The 19,174-nt window shown below is 57.8% G+C and carries 12 protein-coding genes; 3 read left to right on the top strand and 9 right to left on the bottom strand.

What is annotated here, in order from left to right; all coding sequences use genetic code 11:
• Positions 1 to 13: 13 nt before the first annotated feature.
• Positions 14 to 808 carry an enoyl-ACP reductase FabI gene (gene fabI / locus BMY73_RS21940; protein WP_092409719.1) on the top strand — a complete coding sequence of 265 codons (795 nt, stop codon included), beginning with the start codon at positions 14 to 16 and terminating at the stop codon, positions 806 to 808.
• A 1,342-nt stretch (positions 809 to 2,150) separates the two neighbouring features.
• Here fabI and BMY73_RS21935 read toward each other — a convergent pair.
• The 6 genes from BMY73_RS21935 to tig form a co-directional block, all read right to left on the bottom strand.
• On the bottom strand, positions 2,151 to 4,025 hold the full coding sequence (locus BMY73_RS21935) for a SurA N-terminal domain-containing protein (RefSeq protein ID WP_092409717.1): 1,875 nt from the start codon (positions 4,023 to 4,025) through the stop codon (positions 2,151 to 2,153).
• 239 nt (positions 4,026 to 4,264) lie between these two features.
• Positions 4,265 to 4,537: an HU family DNA-binding protein gene (locus tag BMY73_RS21930; protein WP_003183171.1), complete on the bottom strand. Its 273-nt coding sequence runs from the start codon at positions 4,535 to 4,537 to the stop codon at positions 4,265 to 4,267.
• A gap of 146 nt (positions 4,538 to 4,683) precedes the next feature.
• A complete protein-coding gene (gene lon / locus BMY73_RS21925; RefSeq protein ID WP_062390607.1) occupies positions 4,684 to 7,080 on the bottom strand; it encodes an endopeptidase La in 2,397 nt (798 codons plus the stop codon).
• A 180-nt stretch (positions 7,081 to 7,260) separates the two neighbouring features.
• Complete coding sequence (clpX, locus tag BMY73_RS21920; protein WP_062390606.1) at positions 7,261 to 8,544, bottom strand: ATP-dependent Clp protease ATP-binding subunit ClpX; 1,284 nt, start codon at positions 8,542 to 8,544, stop codon at positions 7,261 to 7,263.
• 115 nt (positions 8,545 to 8,659) lie between these two features.
• The gene (gene clpP / locus BMY73_RS21915; protein ID WP_062390604.1) at positions 8,660 to 9,301 is read right to left on the bottom strand and encodes an ATP-dependent Clp endopeptidase proteolytic subunit ClpP; all 642 of its coding nucleotides are present in this window, start codon (positions 9,299 to 9,301) and stop codon (positions 8,660 to 8,662) included.
• Positions 9,302 to 9,392: 91 nt separating this feature from the next.
• Complete coding sequence (gene tig / locus BMY73_RS21910) at positions 9,393 to 10,703, bottom strand: trigger factor (RefSeq protein WP_092409715.1); 1,311 nt, start codon at positions 10,701 to 10,703, stop codon at positions 9,393 to 9,395.
• A 378-nt stretch (positions 10,704 to 11,081) separates the two neighbouring features.
• On the opposite strand from tig, the gene BMY73_RS21905 reads away from it, so the two are divergent.
• Entirely contained in the window at positions 11,082 to 11,357 is a 276-nt protein-coding gene (locus BMY73_RS21905; RefSeq protein WP_256571347.1) for a response regulator transcription factor, read from the top strand.
• Between the two features lie 215 nt (positions 11,358 to 11,572).
• Positions 11,573 to 12,244 carry a response regulator gene (locus tag BMY73_RS21900; RefSeq protein ID WP_062390600.1) on the top strand — a complete coding sequence of 224 codons (672 nt, stop codon included), beginning with the start codon at positions 11,573 to 11,575 and terminating at the stop codon, positions 12,242 to 12,244.
• An 87-nt stretch (positions 12,245 to 12,331) separates the two neighbouring features.
• On the opposite strand, the gene BMY73_RS21895 is transcribed toward BMY73_RS21900, so the two are convergent.
• The 3 genes from BMY73_RS21895 to BMY73_RS21885 form a co-directional block, all read right to left on the bottom strand.
• Positions 12,332 to 13,564 (bottom strand): RHS repeat-associated core domain-containing protein, encoded by a 1,233-nt coding sequence (locus BMY73_RS21895; protein WP_092409713.1) that lies wholly within the window; start codon positions 13,562 to 13,564, stop codon positions 12,332 to 12,334.
• Positions 13,565 to 13,681: 117 nt separating this feature from the next.
• Positions 13,682 to 14,710 carry an RHS repeat-associated core domain-containing protein gene (locus BMY73_RS28635; protein ID WP_256571346.1) on the bottom strand — a complete coding sequence of 343 codons (1,029 nt, stop codon included), beginning with the start codon at positions 14,708 to 14,710 and terminating at the stop codon, positions 13,682 to 13,684.
• 345 nt (positions 14,711 to 15,055) lie between these two features.
• The coding region (locus BMY73_RS21885; protein ID WP_092409711.1) for an RHS repeat domain-containing protein at positions 15,056 to 19,174 on the bottom strand (4,119 nt) is incomplete at its 5' end.

The raw sequence follows: 19,174 nt of genomic DNA, 5'->3' as shown, positions 1-19,174 counted from the left end.
AGAGGAACAAACCATGGGTTTTCTCGCCGGTAAGCGCGTCCTGATCGTCGGTGTCGCCAGCAAATTGTCCATCGCATCCGGCATCGCTGCCGCCATGCATCGCGAGGGCGCTGAGCTTGCCTTCACCTACCAGAACGAAAAACTCAAAGGCCGCGTCGAGGAGTTCGCAGCCGGCTGGGGTTCGAACGCCGACCTGTGCTTCCCTTGCGACGTGGCCAGCGATGAAGAAATCGCCAAGGTCTTCGAAGAGCTGAGCAAAAAGTGGGATGGCCTGGACTGCATCGTGCACTCCGTCGGCTTCGCACCGGGCGACCAACTGGACGGCGACTTCACCCAAGCCACCACCCGTGAAGGTTTCCGTATCGCTCACGACATCAGCGCCTACAGCTTCGTGGCCCTGGCCAAAGCCGGTCGCGAGATGATGAAAGGCCGCAATGGCAGCCTGCTGACCCTGTCCTACCTGGGCGCCGAGCGCACCATGCCGAACTACAACGTGATGGGCATGGCCAAGGCCAGCCTCGAAGCGGGTGTGCGTTACCTGGCACGCAGCCTCGGCCCGGAAGGCACCCGCGTCAACGCGGTATCGGCAGGTCCGATCCGCACCCTGGCGGCTTCGGGTATTTCGAACTTCCGCAAAATGCTGGCGGCCAACGAAGCTCAGACGCCGCTGCGTCGCAACGTGACCATTGAAGAAGTCGGCAACGCTGGCGCCTTCCTGTGTTCTGACCTGGCGTCCGGTGTCAGCGGCGAGATCATGTACGTCGACGGTGGTTTCAACACCACGGCGATGGGTGATCTGGAAGGTTGATGGTTTAACCTTCGAGCGCTATTTTTAGGCGAATGCGGTGGGTCGGGCGGCTGTGTGCTGAATGACCTGCCGTTTTTTTTGTTTTTTTGCGTTTGGATTGTGAGCAGATCCGTTTTCTCGGGTGACGCCGATTCACCTTTCCGCCCCTCCGGCGGGTCACTTTTGAAAAGGCACCAAAAGTAACCAAAAGTGCCCGGCTCCTGGTTGGGCCCTCCTGCGTCGGGTACCCGCACTCCGACCACGCTCCGTGGGCCCGCGCTGAACGGACATCCATGTCCTGACAGCGCTCTCGCGGCATCCATGCCGCTCGACCCACTCCGCGTCGTCTACGTTTGGCCTGCACCCAAGTCGCGTTTGGTGGTGTCTGGGCTGGCGAGGCAGGAAGATCAAAAGCAAAAGCAAAAGCACCTCGCAGCGTTGCTTTTGATTCTGGCCGGAGGCCGTGGGAGCAAGCTTGCTCTGGGCCGCACTCGGACGATCTGCCGCGCAACGGTAGCAAAATCAGACGACTCGGTTGTACCTGACACACCGCATGCACAGGTCTTGCTGCCGGTTCCCGGCAGATCGCGGGACAAGCGCGCTCCTACAGGGTGGCGTGAGAAGGAACGATGCACGAATCAAGAAAGCGAGGAGTGTTAGACCGCTGCGTTGCTTTTGATTCTGCCGGAGGCGTAGGAGCTGCCGGGGTGGCGCTCCACCTTGTCCCGCGATCTGGCGCGCAGCGGCAGCAAAATCAAACGACTCGGTTGTACCTGACACGCCGCATGCACAGGATTTGCTGCCGGTTCCCGGCAGATCGCGGGACAAGCCACGCTCCTACAAGAGAGTGGTGCGCGGGAAATGGATGCACGAACCAAGAATGCGATGAGCGTTAGCTCCAGCCCGCGCTGTTCATATGCGCGACAGTCCAGACACCACAAATCGCGACTTGGGTGCAGGCCAAACGTAGGCGACGCGTAGTGGGTCGAGCGGCATGGATGCCGCGAGAGCGCCGTCAGGGCATGGATGCCCGTTCGGCGCGGGCCCACGGAGCGTCGTCGGAGTGCGGGTACCCGAGGCAGTCGGGCCCAACCAGGAGCTGGGCACTTTTGGTTACTTTTGGTGCCTTTTCAAAAGTGACCCGCCGGAGGGGCGGAAAGGTGATTCGGCGCCACCCGAGAAAATGGATCTGCCCACAATCCCAATGCCACACCCACACCCATACCCATACCCATACCCATACCCATACCCATACCCAACGAACCCACCAACCAAAAACCAAAAACCAAAAACCAAAAACCAAAAACCAAAAAGCCCCAACTCTCACGAGCCGGGGCTTTTCGTTTTCAGCGTCACGCGACGATCAATACTTCTCGATCTTCGCCGCCGACTGCAACTGCGACTGATACGACTCGAAGTCCTGACGCCCCTCACGGGATGCCAGGAAACGACGGTACTGAGTCTTCTCAGCCTCGGTCGCCGGCGCCGCCTGATTCACACCATTGAGGCGCACAATCACAAAGCTGCCATCAGCCGCGGTAAGGCTGCCATAAACCGGCTTGTCCTTGCCCTCAGGCTTCGGCATACGGAACAACGCCTGCAGGACCTGAGGATCAACACCCTCCTGACTGCGGGACGCTGCTTCCACGACCTTCCAGCTCTGACCTTCCTGCTTGGTCGCGCTGTAAGGAACCTTGCCATCACGCAGATTGGCCAGCAGCGCCTCGCCCTTGGCTTTAACGGCTTCGCTGGCACGCTCTTTGGTCAGTTGGGCGCGAATCGCGCTGGAAACCGCTTCCAGCGGCAATTGCTCCGGCTGACGGTGTTCCTTCATATGCACGACGACCGTGGTTTCCGGATCGAGCTCGATTGCGGAACTGTTGGAACCCTCTTCCATCACTTCCTGGCTGAACGCGGCCTGGATCACCGCACGGTTAGCCGCGATGCCCTCGCCGCCCTCACGCCCAAATGGCGCCGTGGTTTGCACCTTCAAGCCCAGATCCTGCGCAGGCTGGGTCAGATCGGAAGCTTCATACGCGGCATCTTGCAGTTTCTTGCTCGCGTCGACGTACTTCTGCTCGACCTGTTGAGATTTCAGGTCGTGCGTCAGCTTGTCTTTCAGGCTGGCGAAGCTCGGCACCGACGGCGCCTCAACGCCCAACAGCTTGATCAGGTGCCAGCCGAACTGGCTGCGAACCGGTGCCGACACCTGATCCTTGTTCAACGCATACAACGCATCTTCGAAGGCCGGGTCGTAAACGCCCTTCCCGGCATAGCCAAGGTCGCCGCCCTTGGTCGACGAACCAGGGTCCTGCGAGTACTCCTTGGCCAGTGCCGCGAAGTCTTCACCCTTGGCCAGACGTGCCTGAATCTCTTCGATCTTCGCCTTGGCCTGCGCATCGGTGGTCTTGTCGTTGACTTCGATCAGGATGTGCGCAGCGCGACGCTGCTCGGCCAGGTTGGCAATTTCTTTCTGGTACGCCGCCTGCAAGTCTTCGTCCTTCACCGTCACCTTGTCGAAGAACGAGGATTTTTTCAGCTCAATGTAGTCGAGCACGACCTGGTCAGGACTCATGAACTCCTTGGCATGCTGATCGTAATACGCCTTGATTTCGTCATCGGTGACCTTCACGTTCGAAGGATCAGCCGGCAGCGTCAGGGTCGCGAAATCACGCGTCTGTTTTTCCAGACGAGCGAACGCGTCAACCTGCGCGTCAGTGATGAAAGCACTGCCTGCAATGCCCGCGCGGATCTGGCCGATCAGCATTTCCTGGCCAAGGATCTGGCGGAATTGCAGACGGCTATAGCCCAACTGACGAATCACCTGATCAAAACGGTCGGCGTTGAACTTGCCGTCGACCTGAAACTCAGGCGTCATCAGGATCTGCTGATCCAGCGCTGCTTCGGAGAAACTGAACTTCGCGTCGGCTGCGCCTTGCAAAAGCAGCTTGCGGTCAATCAGGCCCTTCAGAGCCGAGTCGCGCAGCATCTTCTCATTGAGCATTGCAGGATCGAAATCCTTGCCCAGTTGTTGCATCAACTGGCGGCGTTGCATTTCCACCGCCTGACCCAGATCTGCCTGTGTGATCTCGTCGCCATTGACCTTCGCGGCATCCTGACTGTGACTGGTGGCCCTGAAAATGGCATCGAAACCGGTCAGGGCCATCAGCGCCATGATGACCCCGATGATGGTCTTGGCAATCCAGCCTTGTGAATTGTCCCTGATATTTTGAAGCATGCGTCCCCCAGAACGGTTGTATTCGACTCACAAACCGCCGAGCGTGGGTGAAATCCGGATAGAAGAAAGGCGCATCCGAGGATGCGCCTTCTCGTCGTAACAGGTGAAGCGGGCAAAACGAACAGGGGTTGAATGTGCGTTCCCTGAGGTGACAGGCCAGCGCTTGACCAACCGCACGTGCCGCTTCACGACCAGAACAGAGTTAACGCTGTCCTGGGTGGGCAAAGATAAAAAGAAACTTAGTTGACCGCTTCTTTCAGAGCTTTACCGGCTTTGAAGCCTGGTTTCTTGGCTGCCGGAATTTCCAGAGTCTTACCGGTCTGTGGGTTACGGCCGGTGCGAGCAGGACGATCAGTTACGGAGAAAGTGCCGAAGCCAACCAGTACAACAGAGTCGCCAGCCTTCAGAGCGCCAGTGACGGATTCGATTACTGCGTCCAGCGCACGGCCAGCAGCGGCTTTCGGGATGTCAGCGGATGCGGCGATAGCGTCAATCAGTTCCGACTTGTTCACTCTAAGTCCCCTTATATCTATCTATATTGAGTATATTTTCTAAGTTTTTTGGTGAAGCCATACAAAACGCTGAATGGCCTTCTGAAGCTGGAAAGAGCCGCTTTATAACAAGGGCTCTAAAAAGCTGTCAAGGAAGGCCCCCCAGACTAATGCGTGCTAATTCTTTCCTTAGAGTCAGACTCGCGTTTTTCATCCTTTGCAACCATCTCCGGAGCCACATCCGGCAAGGGCTCCGGCGCGTATTGCAGCGCAATTTGCAGGACTTCGTCAATCCATTTAACCGGTTTGATTTGCAGATCCTGCTTGATGTTGTCAGGAATTTCTTTCAAATCACGCACGTTTTCTTCTGGAATGATCACCGTTTTAATTCCACCACGGTGTGCGGCCAGCAGCTTTTCCTTCAATCCACCAATCGCCAGCACCTGACCGCGAAGGGTGATTTCACCGGTCATTGCCACGTCTGCACGGACCGGGATCTGCGTTAGCGCCGAAACCAGTGCCGTACACATGCCTACGCCCGCGCTAGGGCCGTCTTTAGGCGTCGCGCCTTCCGGCATATGGATGTGCGTGTCACGCTTCTCGTGGAAGTCCAGAGGGATGCCCAGGCTTTTCGCGCGACTGCGTACCACGGTGAGCGCGGCGGTGATCGACTCGACCATCACATCGCCCAACGAGCCTGTCTTGATCAACTGCCCTTTACCCGGCACCACTGCGGCTTCGATGGTCAGCAATTCGCCACCCACCTGAGTCCATGCCAAGCCCGTCACTTGACCGATCTGGTCCTGCTGCTCGGCAAGGCCGTAGCGGAATTTGCGAACGCCGAGGAAGTTTTCGAGCATTGCCGCCGTGACCACGACCGCAAAACGCTTTTCGTGAGCGTGCTCTTTGACCGCCTTGCGGCAGACTTTGGCAATCTGACGCTCCAGGCTACGCACGCCAGCTTCACGTGTGTAGTACCGGATAATGTCGCGTATGGCCTCTTCTTCGAACTCGATCTCACCTTTTTTCAGGCCGTTCGCAGCAATCTGCTTCGGCGAGAGGTATTTGGTGGCGATGTTGATCTTTTCGTCTTCGGTGTAGCCCGGCAGGCGGATCACTTCCATACGGTCGAGCAGCGCCGCGGGGATGTTCATCGAGTTGGCGGTGCAGAGGAACATCACATCCGACAGATCGTAATCGACTTCCAGATAGTGATCGTTGAAGTTGTGGTTCTGCTCCGGATCGAGCACCTCGAGCAGTGCCGACGCCGGATCGCCGCGCATGTCGCTGCCCATCTTGTCGATTTCGTCGAGCAGGAACAGCGGGTTGCGCACGCCGACCTTGGTCATCTTCTGGATCAGACGGCCTGGCATCGAACCGATGTAGGTACGACGGTGACCACGAATCTCGGCCTCGTCACGCACGCCACCCAGGGCCATGCGCACGAATTTGCGGTTTGTGGCGTGGGCAATCGACTCCGCCAGCGAGGTTTTACCCACGCCAGGCGGGCCAACCAGGCACAGCACCGGACCGCGAATCTTTTTCACGCGCTTTTGCACGGCGAGGTATTCGAGGATCCGCTCTTTGACTTCTTCCAGACCGTAGTGGTCGGCATCGAGGATGTCTTCGGCGCGCGCCAGGTCCAGACGAACCTTGCTCTGCGCTTTCCACGGCACCTGTACCAACCAGTCGATGTAGGAACGCACGACCGTTGCCTCAGCGGACATCGGCGACATCTGCTTGAGCTTGTTCAACTCGGCAGTGGCTTTGGTCATCGCATCTTTTGGCAGGCCAGCAGCGTCGATGCGCTTTTTCAGCTCCTCGATCTCGTTGTGGCCTTCATCGCTGTCGCCAAGCTCCTTCTGAATGGCCTTCATCTGCTCATTCAGGTAGTACTCGCGCTGACTGCGCTCCATTTGTTTTTTCACGCGACCGCGAATGCGCTTCTCGACCTGCAACAGGTCAATTTCAGCATCCAGCAGCGCCAGCACGTGCTCGACACGCGCAGGCAAGTCGATGATTTCGAGGATTTCCTGCTTCTGTTCGATTTTCAGCGCCATATGCGCTGCCATGGTGTCAACCAGACGCCCCGGCTCGTCGATGCTGTTGAGCGACGACAGGACTTCAGCCGGGACCTTCTTGCCCAACTGCACATACTGTTCGAACTGCGCCAGGAGGCTGCGCACGAACACTTCGGATTCACGGTCAGGCGCGTCGGCTTCGTCGATCAGCGCCACTTCCGCACGGCAATGGCCGTCGACTTCGATGAAACGCTCTACCGAGCCACGCTGCTCGCCTTCCACCAGCACTTTAACCGTGCCGTCAGGCAGCTTCAGCAGCTGCAATACAGTTGCAATCGTACCCACGCTATAAAGAGCGTCTTCACCAGGATCATCGTCTGCGGGGTTTCTTTGCGCGAGCAGCAGGATCTGCTTGTCGCCGGTCATCGCGGCCTCGAGGGCCTCGATGGACTTCTCGCGCCCCACGAACAACGGGATAACCATGTGCGGATACACCACGACATCGCGCAATGGCAAGAGAGGCAGTTCAATGGTCGTCTTCATGATTTCGCCTCTACGGCGGCCTTAAGGCCATGGACAGATAGAAATAAGCTGAAAATCAAGATGGGGGTAGATACCCAAAAAAACAAGCGTCGCTTTGAGTTAATGCGAACGAAACCGTGAAACGCAAAAGGGGCCCGAGGGCCCCCTTCTTTCCAGTCGCCCGGTACGAAGCCTTACGGCTTACGCGTCGGGAGCCGCCTTGGCGGGTGGTTCGCTGTTTTCGTAGATCAACAACGGCTTGGACGTACCCTCGATCACGCTTTCGTCGATCACCACTTTACTCACGTCGGTTTGCGACGGGATTTCGTACATGGTGTCGAGCAGCACGCCTTCGAGGATGGACCGCAGACCACGGGCACCGGTCTTGCGCTCCAGCGCACGACGAGCAACCGATTTCAGCGCATCGGTGCGGAACTCGAGGTCCACACCTTCCATCTCGAACAACTTGCCGTACTGCTTGGTCAGGGCGTTCTTCGGCTCGGTCAGAATCTGCATCAACGCAGCTTCATCCAGCTCGTCCAGGGTCGCCAATACTGGCAGACGGCCCACGAACTCTGGAATCAGACCGAACTTGACCAGATCATCAGGCTCCACCTCGCGCAGGGATTCGCCAACCTTCTTGCCCTCTTCCTTGCTGCGAACCTCGGCGTTGAAGCCGATGCCGCCCTTGGTGGAGCGATTCTGGATGACCTTTTCCAGGCCAGAGAACGCGCCGCCGCAGATGAAGAGGATATTGCGCGTGTCCACCTGCAGGAACTCCTGCTGTGGATGCTTGCGACCGCCCTGCGGCGGAACGGAAGCCACAGTGCCCTCGATCAGTTTCAGCAGGGCCTGTTGCACGCCCTCACCGGACACATCACGCGTAATCGAAGGGTTGTCGGATTTGCGCGAAATCTTGTCGATTTCGTCGATGTAGACAATACCCATCTGGGCTTTTTCGACATCGTAATCGCATTTCTGCAACAGCTTCTGGATGATGTTCTCCACGTCCTCACCCACATAACCGGCTTCGGTCAGGGTGGTGGCGTCGGCGATGGTGAACGGTACGTTGAGCAAACGTGCCAGCGTTTCTGCCAGCAGGGTCTTGCCGGAGCCCGTAGGGCCGATCAGCAGGATGTTGCTCTTGCCCAGTTCAACGTCGTCATTTTTCTTGTCGCGCTGGTTCAGACGCTTGTAGTGGTTGTACACCGCTACTGCGAGAACCTTCTTGGCACGCTCCTGACCGATGACGTACTGGTCAAGGATGCCGCTGATTTCTTTCGGCGATGGTAATTTATGCGCGCTGCTTTCTGCCTGTGCTTCCTGCACCTCCTCGCGGATGATGTCATTGCACAGGTCGACGCACTCGTCACAGATAAATACCGAGGGGCCGGCAATCAACTTGCGTACTTCATGCTGGCTTTTGCCGCAGAAGGAGCAATAAAGCAGTTTGCCGTTGTCCTCGCCGTTGCGGGTGTCAGTCATTCGATCGATCCAATCCGGTAGGCTTGCAACACAAGATGAAGGCAATTGCGGGCTTTTTCAAGCCCGCAGACGGTACGGTCGTGGGGACCGCCCGGGATTACTGCCTGTCAAGCAATCATTTGATCATTTGACGTTTGTCGAGCACCGAGTCCACCAGACCATATTCAGCAGCGCGTTCGGCGCTCATGAAGTTGTCGCGGTTGGTGTCGCGCTCGATGGTTTCCAGTGACTGGCCTGTATGGTGGGCCAGCAACTCGTTCAGACGCTGGCGAATGTACAGGATTTCCTTGGCGTGAATGTCGATGTCCGACGCCTGCCCCTGGAAACCGCCCAGTGGCTGGTGAATCATCACGCGGGAGTTCGGCAGCGCGAAGCGCTTGCCCTTGGCACCGCCCGCCAGCAGGAACGCGCCCATGCTGCAGGCCTGCCCCATGACCGTCGTGGAGACGTCCGGCTTGATGAACTGCATGGTGTCATAGATCGCCATGCCGGCGGTCACCGAACCACCAGGGGAGTTGATGTAGAGATGGATGTCCTTGTCCGGGTTTTCCGCTTCAAGGAACAGCAGCTGCGCCGAGATCAGGTTGGCCATGTAGTCTTCAACCGGACCGACCAGGAAAATGACGCGTTCCTTGAGCAGGCGGGAATAGATGTCATAGGCGCGCTCGCCACGGGCGGACTGCTCGATAACCATCGGGACCAGGCCGCCAGCGGCCTGGATGTCAGAGTTCTGCTGAATATAAGAATTGCGGGACATGTCTCGCATTCGCTCCCAAATAGTCATGTCTTGAATACGCATAAGCCAGCACGAAGGCTGGCTTATGGTGTTTTCGAACGAGAGAAAGAAATCAGTCGGCTTGTGGAGCTTCTACCGGCTTGACAGCTTCTTCGTACGAGACCGCTTTATCGGTCACGCTCGCTTTCTGCAAAACAGTATCCACAACTTGCTCTTCCAGCACAACCGAACGCACTTCGTTCATTTGCTGTTCGTTCTTGTAGTACCAGGCCACGACCTGCTCAGGCTCCTGGTAAGCGGAAGCCATTTCCTGGATCAGCTCGCGAACGCGGGATTCGTCAGGCTTGAGGTCGAACTGCTTGACGACTTCAGCAACGATCAGACCCAGCTCAACGCGGCGCTTGGCCTGTTCTTCGAACAGCTCGGCGGGCAGTTGATCCGGCTTGATGTTGCCGCCGAATTGTTGAACGGCCTGAACGCGCAGACGGTTCACTTCGTTTTCCAGCAGAGCCTTAGGCACGTCGATCGGGTTGGCGGCCAGCAGACCGTCCATGACCTGATTCTTGACCTTGGACTTGATGGCCTGACGCAGTTCGCGCTCCATGTTCTTGCGAACCTCGGTGCGGAAACCTTCCAGGGTCGCTTCCTTGATACCGAACTGGTTGAAGAACGCTTCGTTCAGTTCAGGCAGGGTCGGTGCCGATACGGTGTTGACGGTCACGGTGAACTCTGCGGTTTTGCCCGCCAGTTCCAGATTCTGATAATCCTCCGGGAAGGTCAGGTTCAACACGCGTTCTTCGCCCGCTTTCGCGCCAACCAGACCGTCTTCGAAACCCGGGATCATACGACCGGAGCCCAGCACCAGCTGAGTGCCGGTGGCCGAACCGCCAGCGAAGGCTTCGCCATCGATCTTGCCCACGAAGTCGATGTTCAACTGGTCTTCGTTCTGGGCAGCACGGTCGGTCACTTCAAAACGAACGTTCTGCTTGCGCAGGATTTCCAGCATGTTGTCCAGATCGGAGTCAGCCACGTCAGCCGACAGGCGCTCGACGGACACGGACTCGAAACCGGCAACAGAGAATTCAGGGAACACTTCGAAGGTGGCGACGTACTCGAGGTCCTTGCCTTTTTCGAAGGTTTTTGGCTCGACGGAAGGTGCGCCGGCCGGGTTCAGCTTTTGCTCTACGACGGCTTCGTAGAAAGTTGCCTGAATCAGGTCGCCCAGGGCTTCCTGACGAGCACCGTCTTCATAACGCTGACGGATCACGCTCATAGGCACTTTGCCAGGGCGGAAGCCCGGGATCTTGGCTTTGCGTGCGGTCTGCTGCAGACGCTTGTTGACTTCCGTCTCGATGCGTTCGGCAGGCACGCCAATGGTCATGCGGCGCTCAAGAGCCGAAGTGTTTTCAACAGAAACTTGCATGGATATTCCTCGTTGCACAGACGATAGCCGGCCATTCCCGACCCCAGAATCAAGGGCAAGCATTCTAGTGGGTCAAACACAAGAAGTCACCCCACGGCGTGTGGCGAATATCCCCGGCCTCCCGGGGCGCAGGTCGCAGGCTCGATTCAGGCGCTCTAGCCGGTCGCGCAGGTGTGTGTCGTCAAGTACTGCCTCGCGATGCAGCTCATCGGAAATACCGCCTTACTGTCATTTCTGACAGCTTTCAAAAAGGCCCGGCAGGTTTATAAATCCGGGTAGCGGCACAACACGCTACAGCTGCGCCAGCCGCAGAGGGCCTCTCTGGCACCGGGCCCGTCATTTCAAAAGGATGAGTCAATCAAAAGGGACACATTTGCCATGCACGCACCTCTGCACAACCACCCCGGCATGCAGGAATCCGCCTCCTCGCACCTGTCGGCAACCTCGACGCACCCTGTGACCCTGACCCCCAAGGAGAAGCAGGTCAGCCACTGGGGAAACAAAGGCAAGTCTTCATGGGAGATCGCGCAAATCCTCGCCTGCACCGAGGCCACCGTCAATTTCCACTTCGCCAACATCCGCCGCAAATTCAACGTTGGTTCCCGTTGGCTCGCGTTGCGCAAAGCGGCGGAGATGGGCTTGATCGACGAATGAATATTGGAGCAGAACCTGCGCGGGTGCTCTGAATATCCAAAACCCACTGACAATTAGGAATCCCCCTACAAAACAAACACGATTAGCGTACAGAGAATTCCTACACGCCCTTGCTAAAGTGCCGGCGCTTTCATAGGTGGCGCCTGAAAACGGCGCTGCCTATACCCGCCATCGCTCACTGCCTGTCAAACCTTTGCGCCGCCTGAGCCTTTAGCATGACTACCCACCCACGAGCGCTACGCCCCCGATCAATCCCACGGCATATCCTGCTGGCAGACGATCACCCGGTGGTATTGCTGGGAACACGCATGTTGTTGAGCACAGGCCGGTATCACGATGCCGTCCTCAGCGATGCCCACAACGCCGACCAGGTGATCGAACACCTTCACCATCGCCCTTGTGAGCTATTGATCACTGACTTCTCGATGCCCGACAGCCACAGACCCGACGGCCTGGCGCTGATCAGCTATATACGTCGTCATTTCAACGCGCTGGATATCATCGTCATGAGCATGCTCGACAGCCCCGTTTTGTTGAGGAACCTGCTCGACCTGGGGGTTCGGGGCTTGTTCGACAAACACGATCCACTCACCGAGCTCGACTGCGCGCTGGACACCGTCAGCCGAGGGCACATTTATATGAGCCCGAGCATTGGCAACAAGCTGGACACCCTTGCCCGCGACACGCCCACAGATGCCGCACTGTCCCTGCGCGAGGTGGAGGTGGTGCGGCTGCTCTCCCAGGGACTGTCAGGGCGCCAAATCGCCGAACGCCTCAACCGCAGCGAAAAAACCGTCAGCCGCCACAAACGGACGGCGATGCAGAAACTGGGGCTCGTCCACGACAGCGGTTTGATCGAGTATGGACGTGCACTGGGGCTCAATTAAGTGTCCCGATCGACTGGCGCACCGCATCGCATGGCAAAGGAATGGGCCGTTTGAACACTGCGCCTGAGGAGTATGGAGGTCGACGTTTTAAAAGAAGTAGGCCGGATTTCTCATGAGATACACAGGCCTGAAAAGGTAGGACAGTGTGGTGTTCAAGACAGCGGTCCTGATTGCCCTCAACCCGGTTTGCGGAGAAAAGATGCGGTAAGTTCCATTAACAGTGTCGCTGGCCCGGTTCGCGGTGACCAGACCATAATATCCGGTCACATTACGCTGCAACCGATTGGCCAAAACCTGCGCCTGAGAAGCGTATGAGCCTCCATTGGCACTGAAACAGGAAATCAGCCGCACCGGAGCCTCAGTTTTCCACTCTACGTTTTGAAGCTGCCGCGCCAGGCTCACTCCTGAACGGGGCTTCGTTGTGGCGGTTGTGAAAGGATAGCCATGAGCGGTGATGTCGCGCTCAGTGAACATTGCGTGCCCCAGCACGCTTCCGTGTTGCTGACCGAGACCTCGGTTCAATATCCTCCGACTGATTTTGTAATTATTCAGAAAACTCAAGCCAGCCAGTCCCCCAGCCGCTAGTCCCAAGCCGGCGCTGGCCCACATCAGCCCTTCAGACCACTTGGGGGCTCTGCTTTCGGTAAGCGCAGAGGCTACCGCAGTCCCTTCGGAGATCAATCCGGTGGCTAAACCGGCGACCGCCAGCGGGGTTGATGCACCTGCACTGAAAAGCCCTCCGATGATACCCAACAGCCCCAACCCCAAGCCTAATGACGACTGCCATGGCAAATGCCCCGATGGGTCAATGCGGTTGACCGGATCACCCAGGCAATAGGCATACGGATTCAAACCTCCCTCACCAAAAGGACTCAGGCTGTCCGGGCTGTTGAAGCGCATGAGCACCGGATTGAATGCCCGATAACCGGCGCCCAATAGATAATGCCCCGTCACAGCCTCGCGGCGTTCGCCATTTAAACCCAGCACACTGGTCAAACCATTCGTGTCCTGGCTATGGCCATATGGCGTGTAAACAAAGTCTGTCTGATCCTGCAACGCGCTCTTGTGCAAGACAGTGCGTCGCTGATCCGTTCCCAAGAGCGTGGCCTTCCAGGGCGGATCCTCAAGCCGTTGTCGGGTCGCCACTTCGTCAGGGCTCTGCACCGAATGTTCCGCAGTCCCGTCAACGTCCGGCAAAAGACCGTCGCTGCCGCAAAGCGCCTGCGCCGGATCTGCCTGGGGTGGCAATGAGACGCCAAGACGGTCAATTGCTTCAACTTCATCATTAAGGTATGGGTGCAAACATTTAGACCTTGTCATTGTTCAGACCTGACTGTCGGTACGATGAGTTGCCTGGCTGATGCAACTTATTTCTCAAGCTGGAACAAACTTGACAGCACCAAGCGCCATCAATGATTGGCTATCGATCAGGCGTATTTATATAGATTTCCTGGCGCGAAGATCTAGAGCTTGAGATGTGCGCCGAACTCCCTCCACATGCACTTCCAGACTGGTTCGACGAGTCCCGGGATTTGCCGCTAGGTGGAGTTCGAGCATAGTGCGACGCTCCGAGAGCGGTATTGTAGGCACCCTACCCCGGCGTCCTTTGGCCCCAGCCCAAGCCAGGGCAGTCTCCTCATATTTGGGGTCAGCTAGTAATTGGTCCTCTTTGCTCATTTCTTTGTAGCGATCAAAAAACCTCTGATCGAACTGCCGCCTGCGCCCTGCAACAGCAAACTTTTTTCGGGTGGCTCTAAAGTCGGTAAGAAATTCCAAAGCATCAATCGACTTCATCCTGACACTTGTGAACTTCATCCCGAGCCCAACACCGGTCAGGGCCCCGCTAGCAAACCCGAGCCCCATGCTGATCTTGCCCAACAGACCACCTTTTTCTCCGCCCTCCGACACGGCCGCAACTCCCGTCCCGACAGAGGCGATTTCCAGCCCCATGCCAAGGGAATACAAAACGCTACCGGCAGTGCCCGCAGTGCTTGCCGCCATCGATCCAGCCACCAGACTTCCGACACCACCGGTCACCACACCCAGTAAAACCCCTCCGCCGATGCCGATCAGCGTCATGGCCCATTCCGGCAGGTGCCCGGAGGGATCGACGAAGTTGACCGGATCGCCCACGCAATAGGCATACGGATTCAAACCGCCCTCACCAAAAGGACTCAGGCTGTCCGGGCTGTTGAAGCGCATGAGCACCGGATTGAATGCCCGGTAACCGGCGCCCAAAAGATAATGCCCCGTCACAGCCTCGCGGCGTTCGCCATTTAAACCCAGCACACTGGTCAAACCATTCGTGTCCTGGCTATAGCCATATGGCGTGTAAACAAAGTCTGTCTGATCCTGCAACGCGCTCTTGTGCAACACAGTACGTCGCTGATCCGTCCCCAAGAGCGTGGCCTTCCAGGGCGGATCGTCAGGCTGCTGTCGGGGCGGTAGACCGTTATTGCTTTGCATGGCCGAGTGTTGCGTGGTCCCGCCAACCTGAGGCAGGCGACCCTTGCTGCCGTGAAGCGGCTGCAACGGATCTGGCTGCGACGGCGATGAGCCGGCAAAAGGGTCAGTCCCCTCACGTTCATAAGGGTGTAAGTGCAAACATTCAGACGTCATCATCGATGAGACCTCGCTAGCGAACTTGCCTATCGGTGGGTATGAGCTGCTTTACAGAAAACATCTGATACTCCCCGGTACGCTGACGCATTGCTGACCGAGGCCCGCTCGTTGCCTTTCGACTGATATCAAATTATTCAGAAAGCGCAACCCGGCAGGCCCCTGTAGAATGCCGGGGCGACGATGCCCGGTTTAGCGTTTTCGAACAGTTGAGGGATAAAGAAGTTTTGGCCAATGCGGTCCCTGACTTGCGTCTACGTATTCGAAATTTTTTTGCCAATACCTTACTTCATCATCCCAAGTTTCTTTTGTTCCAGGACCAAGTTTCGCGGTTATTCTGTCACGTGCCGTAGGCCCAGGAGCTTTTTTTGAAGCTCTTAACTTCTTTTCTATACGCTCAGGCACCGCAGAAAGTTTATACCGCCCACCTCTTCCCCCCGAGGCTATTCCCCGCTCCACTACGGGATTTCCCGAGGATTTAAGTGCAAATTCCCCAGCGCCACCTGATGCCTTCAGATTTCTAAAATAAATAGATTTGTAAAACTTCGCGCCCTCAGAGAAGTTCAGGTCTGATCCGAGCGTACGATCTCGGGTGGATTTATATGCTCCAATAACTTTATGCGAAACATCCATCTGCCCCGCCCCCACCCTCATTCCTCCCCCAAACCCGCCCACAGCACCGGCAGCTAACCCGAGCCCCATGCTGATCTTGCCTAGAAGGGCTCCTTCCTCACCGCCCACCACCTCCGCCGCGACCCCTGTTCCTACAGCGCCGATCTCCAGCCCCACACCGAGGACCATCGAAGCGTTGCCTACCGCGGCTGCGGTGCTTGCCGCCAGCGAGCCCGCCACCAAGGTTCCGACGCCACCGGACACCACGCCCAGTGCTATACCGCCAGCGATGCCTATCGCCATCATGGCCCAGCTCGGCAAGTGCCCGGTGGGATCGACGAAGTTGACCGGATCGCCCACGCAGTAAGCGTACGGATTCCAGCCGCCTTCATCGAAGGGGCTCAGGCTGTCCGGGCTGTGGAAGCGCATCAGCACGGGGTTGTAGGCGCGGTAGCCTTTGCCCAGCAGGTACCACCCCGCCTCTTCGCAGCGTTCACCGTTGAAGCCCAGGTGACTGGCCGATTGCGCTGCCTGGGCGCGATGGCCGTAAGCGGTGTAGGCATGAGTCTGTACAGGCTGCTGATCCACTTCGGCGAGCACCGAGTCTCGACTGTCAGTGACCAGCAGCAGGTTCTTTCCCGGCGAATCCTCCGCGCCAAGACTCCGTTCGGCCAGCAGGTGATCGCCAGCGCGCATGAAGCTCAGCTGACTTCCATTCGATTCCTGCTGACTCACCAACTGGGCCCCCAGGTAGAAGCGCTGTTCAGCGGTAAACGCATCGCTGCGGCCACTGAGCGTGTCCAGAGCGTCGTAGTGATAGGCGTTGTCGCTCTGGTCAGGCACCTCGCTGACGCTGACGCTGATCAGGCGACCGATATCGTCGTACTTGAGATGCCTTTTCCGTTCATCGACCGTCAGGTTTCCATCTGCGTCATACTTCAGGTCGATCTGCTTGGGATACGCACTCTCATCGGTGCTGACATTCTCCACGGTCAGCAACTGGGTCGGGTCGACGTTGGAATACAAATAAGTCGCCACGTTCTGGCCGTCCGAATCGCCGTCGACAAAGGTGGTGGTCACGGTGGTGAGGTTATTCAACGCATCGAAACCGAAGGTTTGCTCTTTAAGGGTTTTCCCATAAGGGTCGACAGGGCATTGCATGCCGGTACAGCGATAGTGCTTCAGACGTGCCCGCTGATCGTACTCATAGCGTTCGTCGCGCAGGATTTCAGTGACCACACCGTCGCTGTCCACCTGGGTAAGCGTGCGCTGGATCAACGCGTCGACTTCGTCATAGTGCTGGGTCAATTGCTGGCGTTCATTGCCGAAATCAAAGGTGCGCACCGCCTCGCGGCCGAAACCGTCGTAGGCCAGGGTGATCAAGACCTGATTGCCTCCTGCCGCATCGAGGGTCTGGATACTGGCAGTGCGCCCCAGGTCATCGTAGGTGAGCGTGGTGCTCACTTCTGCAAGATGCGTCGCGATCAGCCGTCCGGCGGGGTCGTATTCGCAGAGCTGGTCTTGCTGGAAAACGTCGGTGAAACCCAGCAGGCGGCCACGCAGGCTGTAGCGATAATGCGCTTCGTAGTTATTGCCGCTCTGGATGCGCTGTTCGTTCTTCAGTTTTCCGGTACTGAAATACTCACGCTTCAAGTACTCACCCGGCTCGTCCTGCTTGCCGGCCTCCTTCTCGGTGCAACTGATCAAACGCGCGTTCTGGTTATCGTACGAATAGTCCGCGGTCATGGCCGTCATGACCCGCTTCTGCGGCTCATCGCCCAACTGAGGGTTGTACTGGTATTGGATGACATTGCCGCTGGGGCGTTTCACGCTCTGCGGTTGATTCTGGCCAGGGAGGTAGGTGAAGGCCTCCTCACGACCACCGGTTCTGGCCATGATCCTGCGTCCTAGACCGTCAAAGGCCTGTTCGCCCAGAACGACGTCATTGACAGCGATGCGGACCGGCCAGTCTTCGCTGCTGTGAAGCGCGTAGTCACGCTTGACCCAGGCACCGTCTGCGAGCTCGGTTTCAATCATGCGATCGAAAGCGTCGTAGCTGTAGAGCGTGCGCCGATCAAGGGCGTCGTACTCCTCAACGCTGCGGCCCAGTCCGTCATAAATGTACTCATGCAGAGACTGATTCCCCTCTGCATCCGTGCGCCGCACTTTCAAGGGTTTTTCGAACACATTGTGCGCGGTCTCGGTCACGTCCGACTCAAGCCCCTGCGCAGACGCGCGCCACTCGGTGAGGGTCAAGGCGACAGGATCCTTGACCTGATGCTGTTGAATGCCATCCGGCCCGGTCACGCAGCGTTGTTCACCCCAGTCGTCGTAGTCGAACGTGCTGACGTAAGGGATGTCGCCGTCGATCCAGTCGTATTCGGTTTCCTGCACGAGATTGCCCAGCAGATCGTGTTCGGCACGGTACGTCGGACGCCACACTGGCGCCTCATCCGAGACAACCGCATCGACATCCTGACGCTCCTCGCGGATGGTGCGGTGGAGTCCATCCAGCCAGGTCCGGGTCTTGACTTTTTTAACGTCAGTCGACTCCTGCTGCGCCCCTCCCCCGGATGCCCCGCTCAGGACGTAGCTGTACAGACGACTCGCTTCGTAGTCGGTGCCCGGCGCGACCTTCTCCTCGACCACGCGACCGAGCACATCGTACCTATAGCGAATCTCGACATCGTTATCGTCACGCGTGAGCAGCGGTTCGCCACTGAGCAGCGAATATTCGGAGGTGATGATTTTTTGGGCAGAGTCCACGCTGGTGGTGATGGTTTCCACGGTCCGTTGCACATATTCGCCAGCAAAGCGCCGGGCTTCCGGGCGGTTCGCCGGTTTGCTGTGCTCGAAGGCCGTGTATTTCGCGAACCCGTTGACGGTCACTGTCTCGAGACGCTTACGCCCGAACAGAAACGGCTCACTCACATCATCGATGTATTGCGTTTCGGTGCGTTGCAGTTCGATATCACCGTTGCTGTCCACTTGCAGCAGGGTTTCGCTGTCCAGCGCCAGCCACTTGCTCAGCGTGCTGCCCAGGGTAGGTTTTTCACTGTAGCGGTAGACGCTGAGCAGGGTCGGTGCCGGAACGCCGAAGTCGCGTTTCGCCTTTCTGGACTCGGTGAAGGCGGTTTGAAGGCCTGCCACCACGCAATGCGTGCGCGTGTCGCGTAGCCGCAGGTCATGCCGGGTGCTGGCCGGTTCAACCCGTTTTTCCTTCAGTGTGCGCACGAAGCCGTCCGGGTCCTCTGGGCAGCCGTCGGCGCCTTCTTTGGGGTAATAGCTGCTGATCTCCCGGATGCCGGTGGGCAGGGTCTGCACCAGCAGGTTGCCGTAGGCGTCGAACTCGGTGAGGGTGGTTTCCACCCGTTTGTTGGCCGAGCTGCTGCGCAGGTACCAGGTCTTGCGCACTTCGGTGACCAGTTGGCACTGGGCCGGCTGCTGATCGAAACTCAGGTTGGGACTCTGGTCGGCGTAGTAGCTGTTTTCCAGCAGCAGGACGTTGTCGTTCTGCCGGGTTTCTTCACTGACCAGCAGGTGAAAGCGGTTGAAGACCCGGTGAATGCGCCGCACGTCGCGCTTCTGGACGTTGTCGTAAAGGATTTCGGTGGTGGTGTACTGATAGGGGATGCTGACCTTGTACAGGTTGTCCTGACCGTCATCGCTCCAGATCAGGCCCTGGGCGCCAAAGCCGAG

The organism is Pseudomonas sp. NFACC02 (genome assembly GCF_900110765.1).
Taxonomy (GTDB): domain Bacteria; phylum Pseudomonadota; class Gammaproteobacteria; order Pseudomonadales; family Pseudomonadaceae; genus Aquipseudomonas.
The sequence above is the reverse complement of the archived record's forward strand: the minus strand, read 5'-3'. Positions and strand labels throughout refer to the sequence as shown.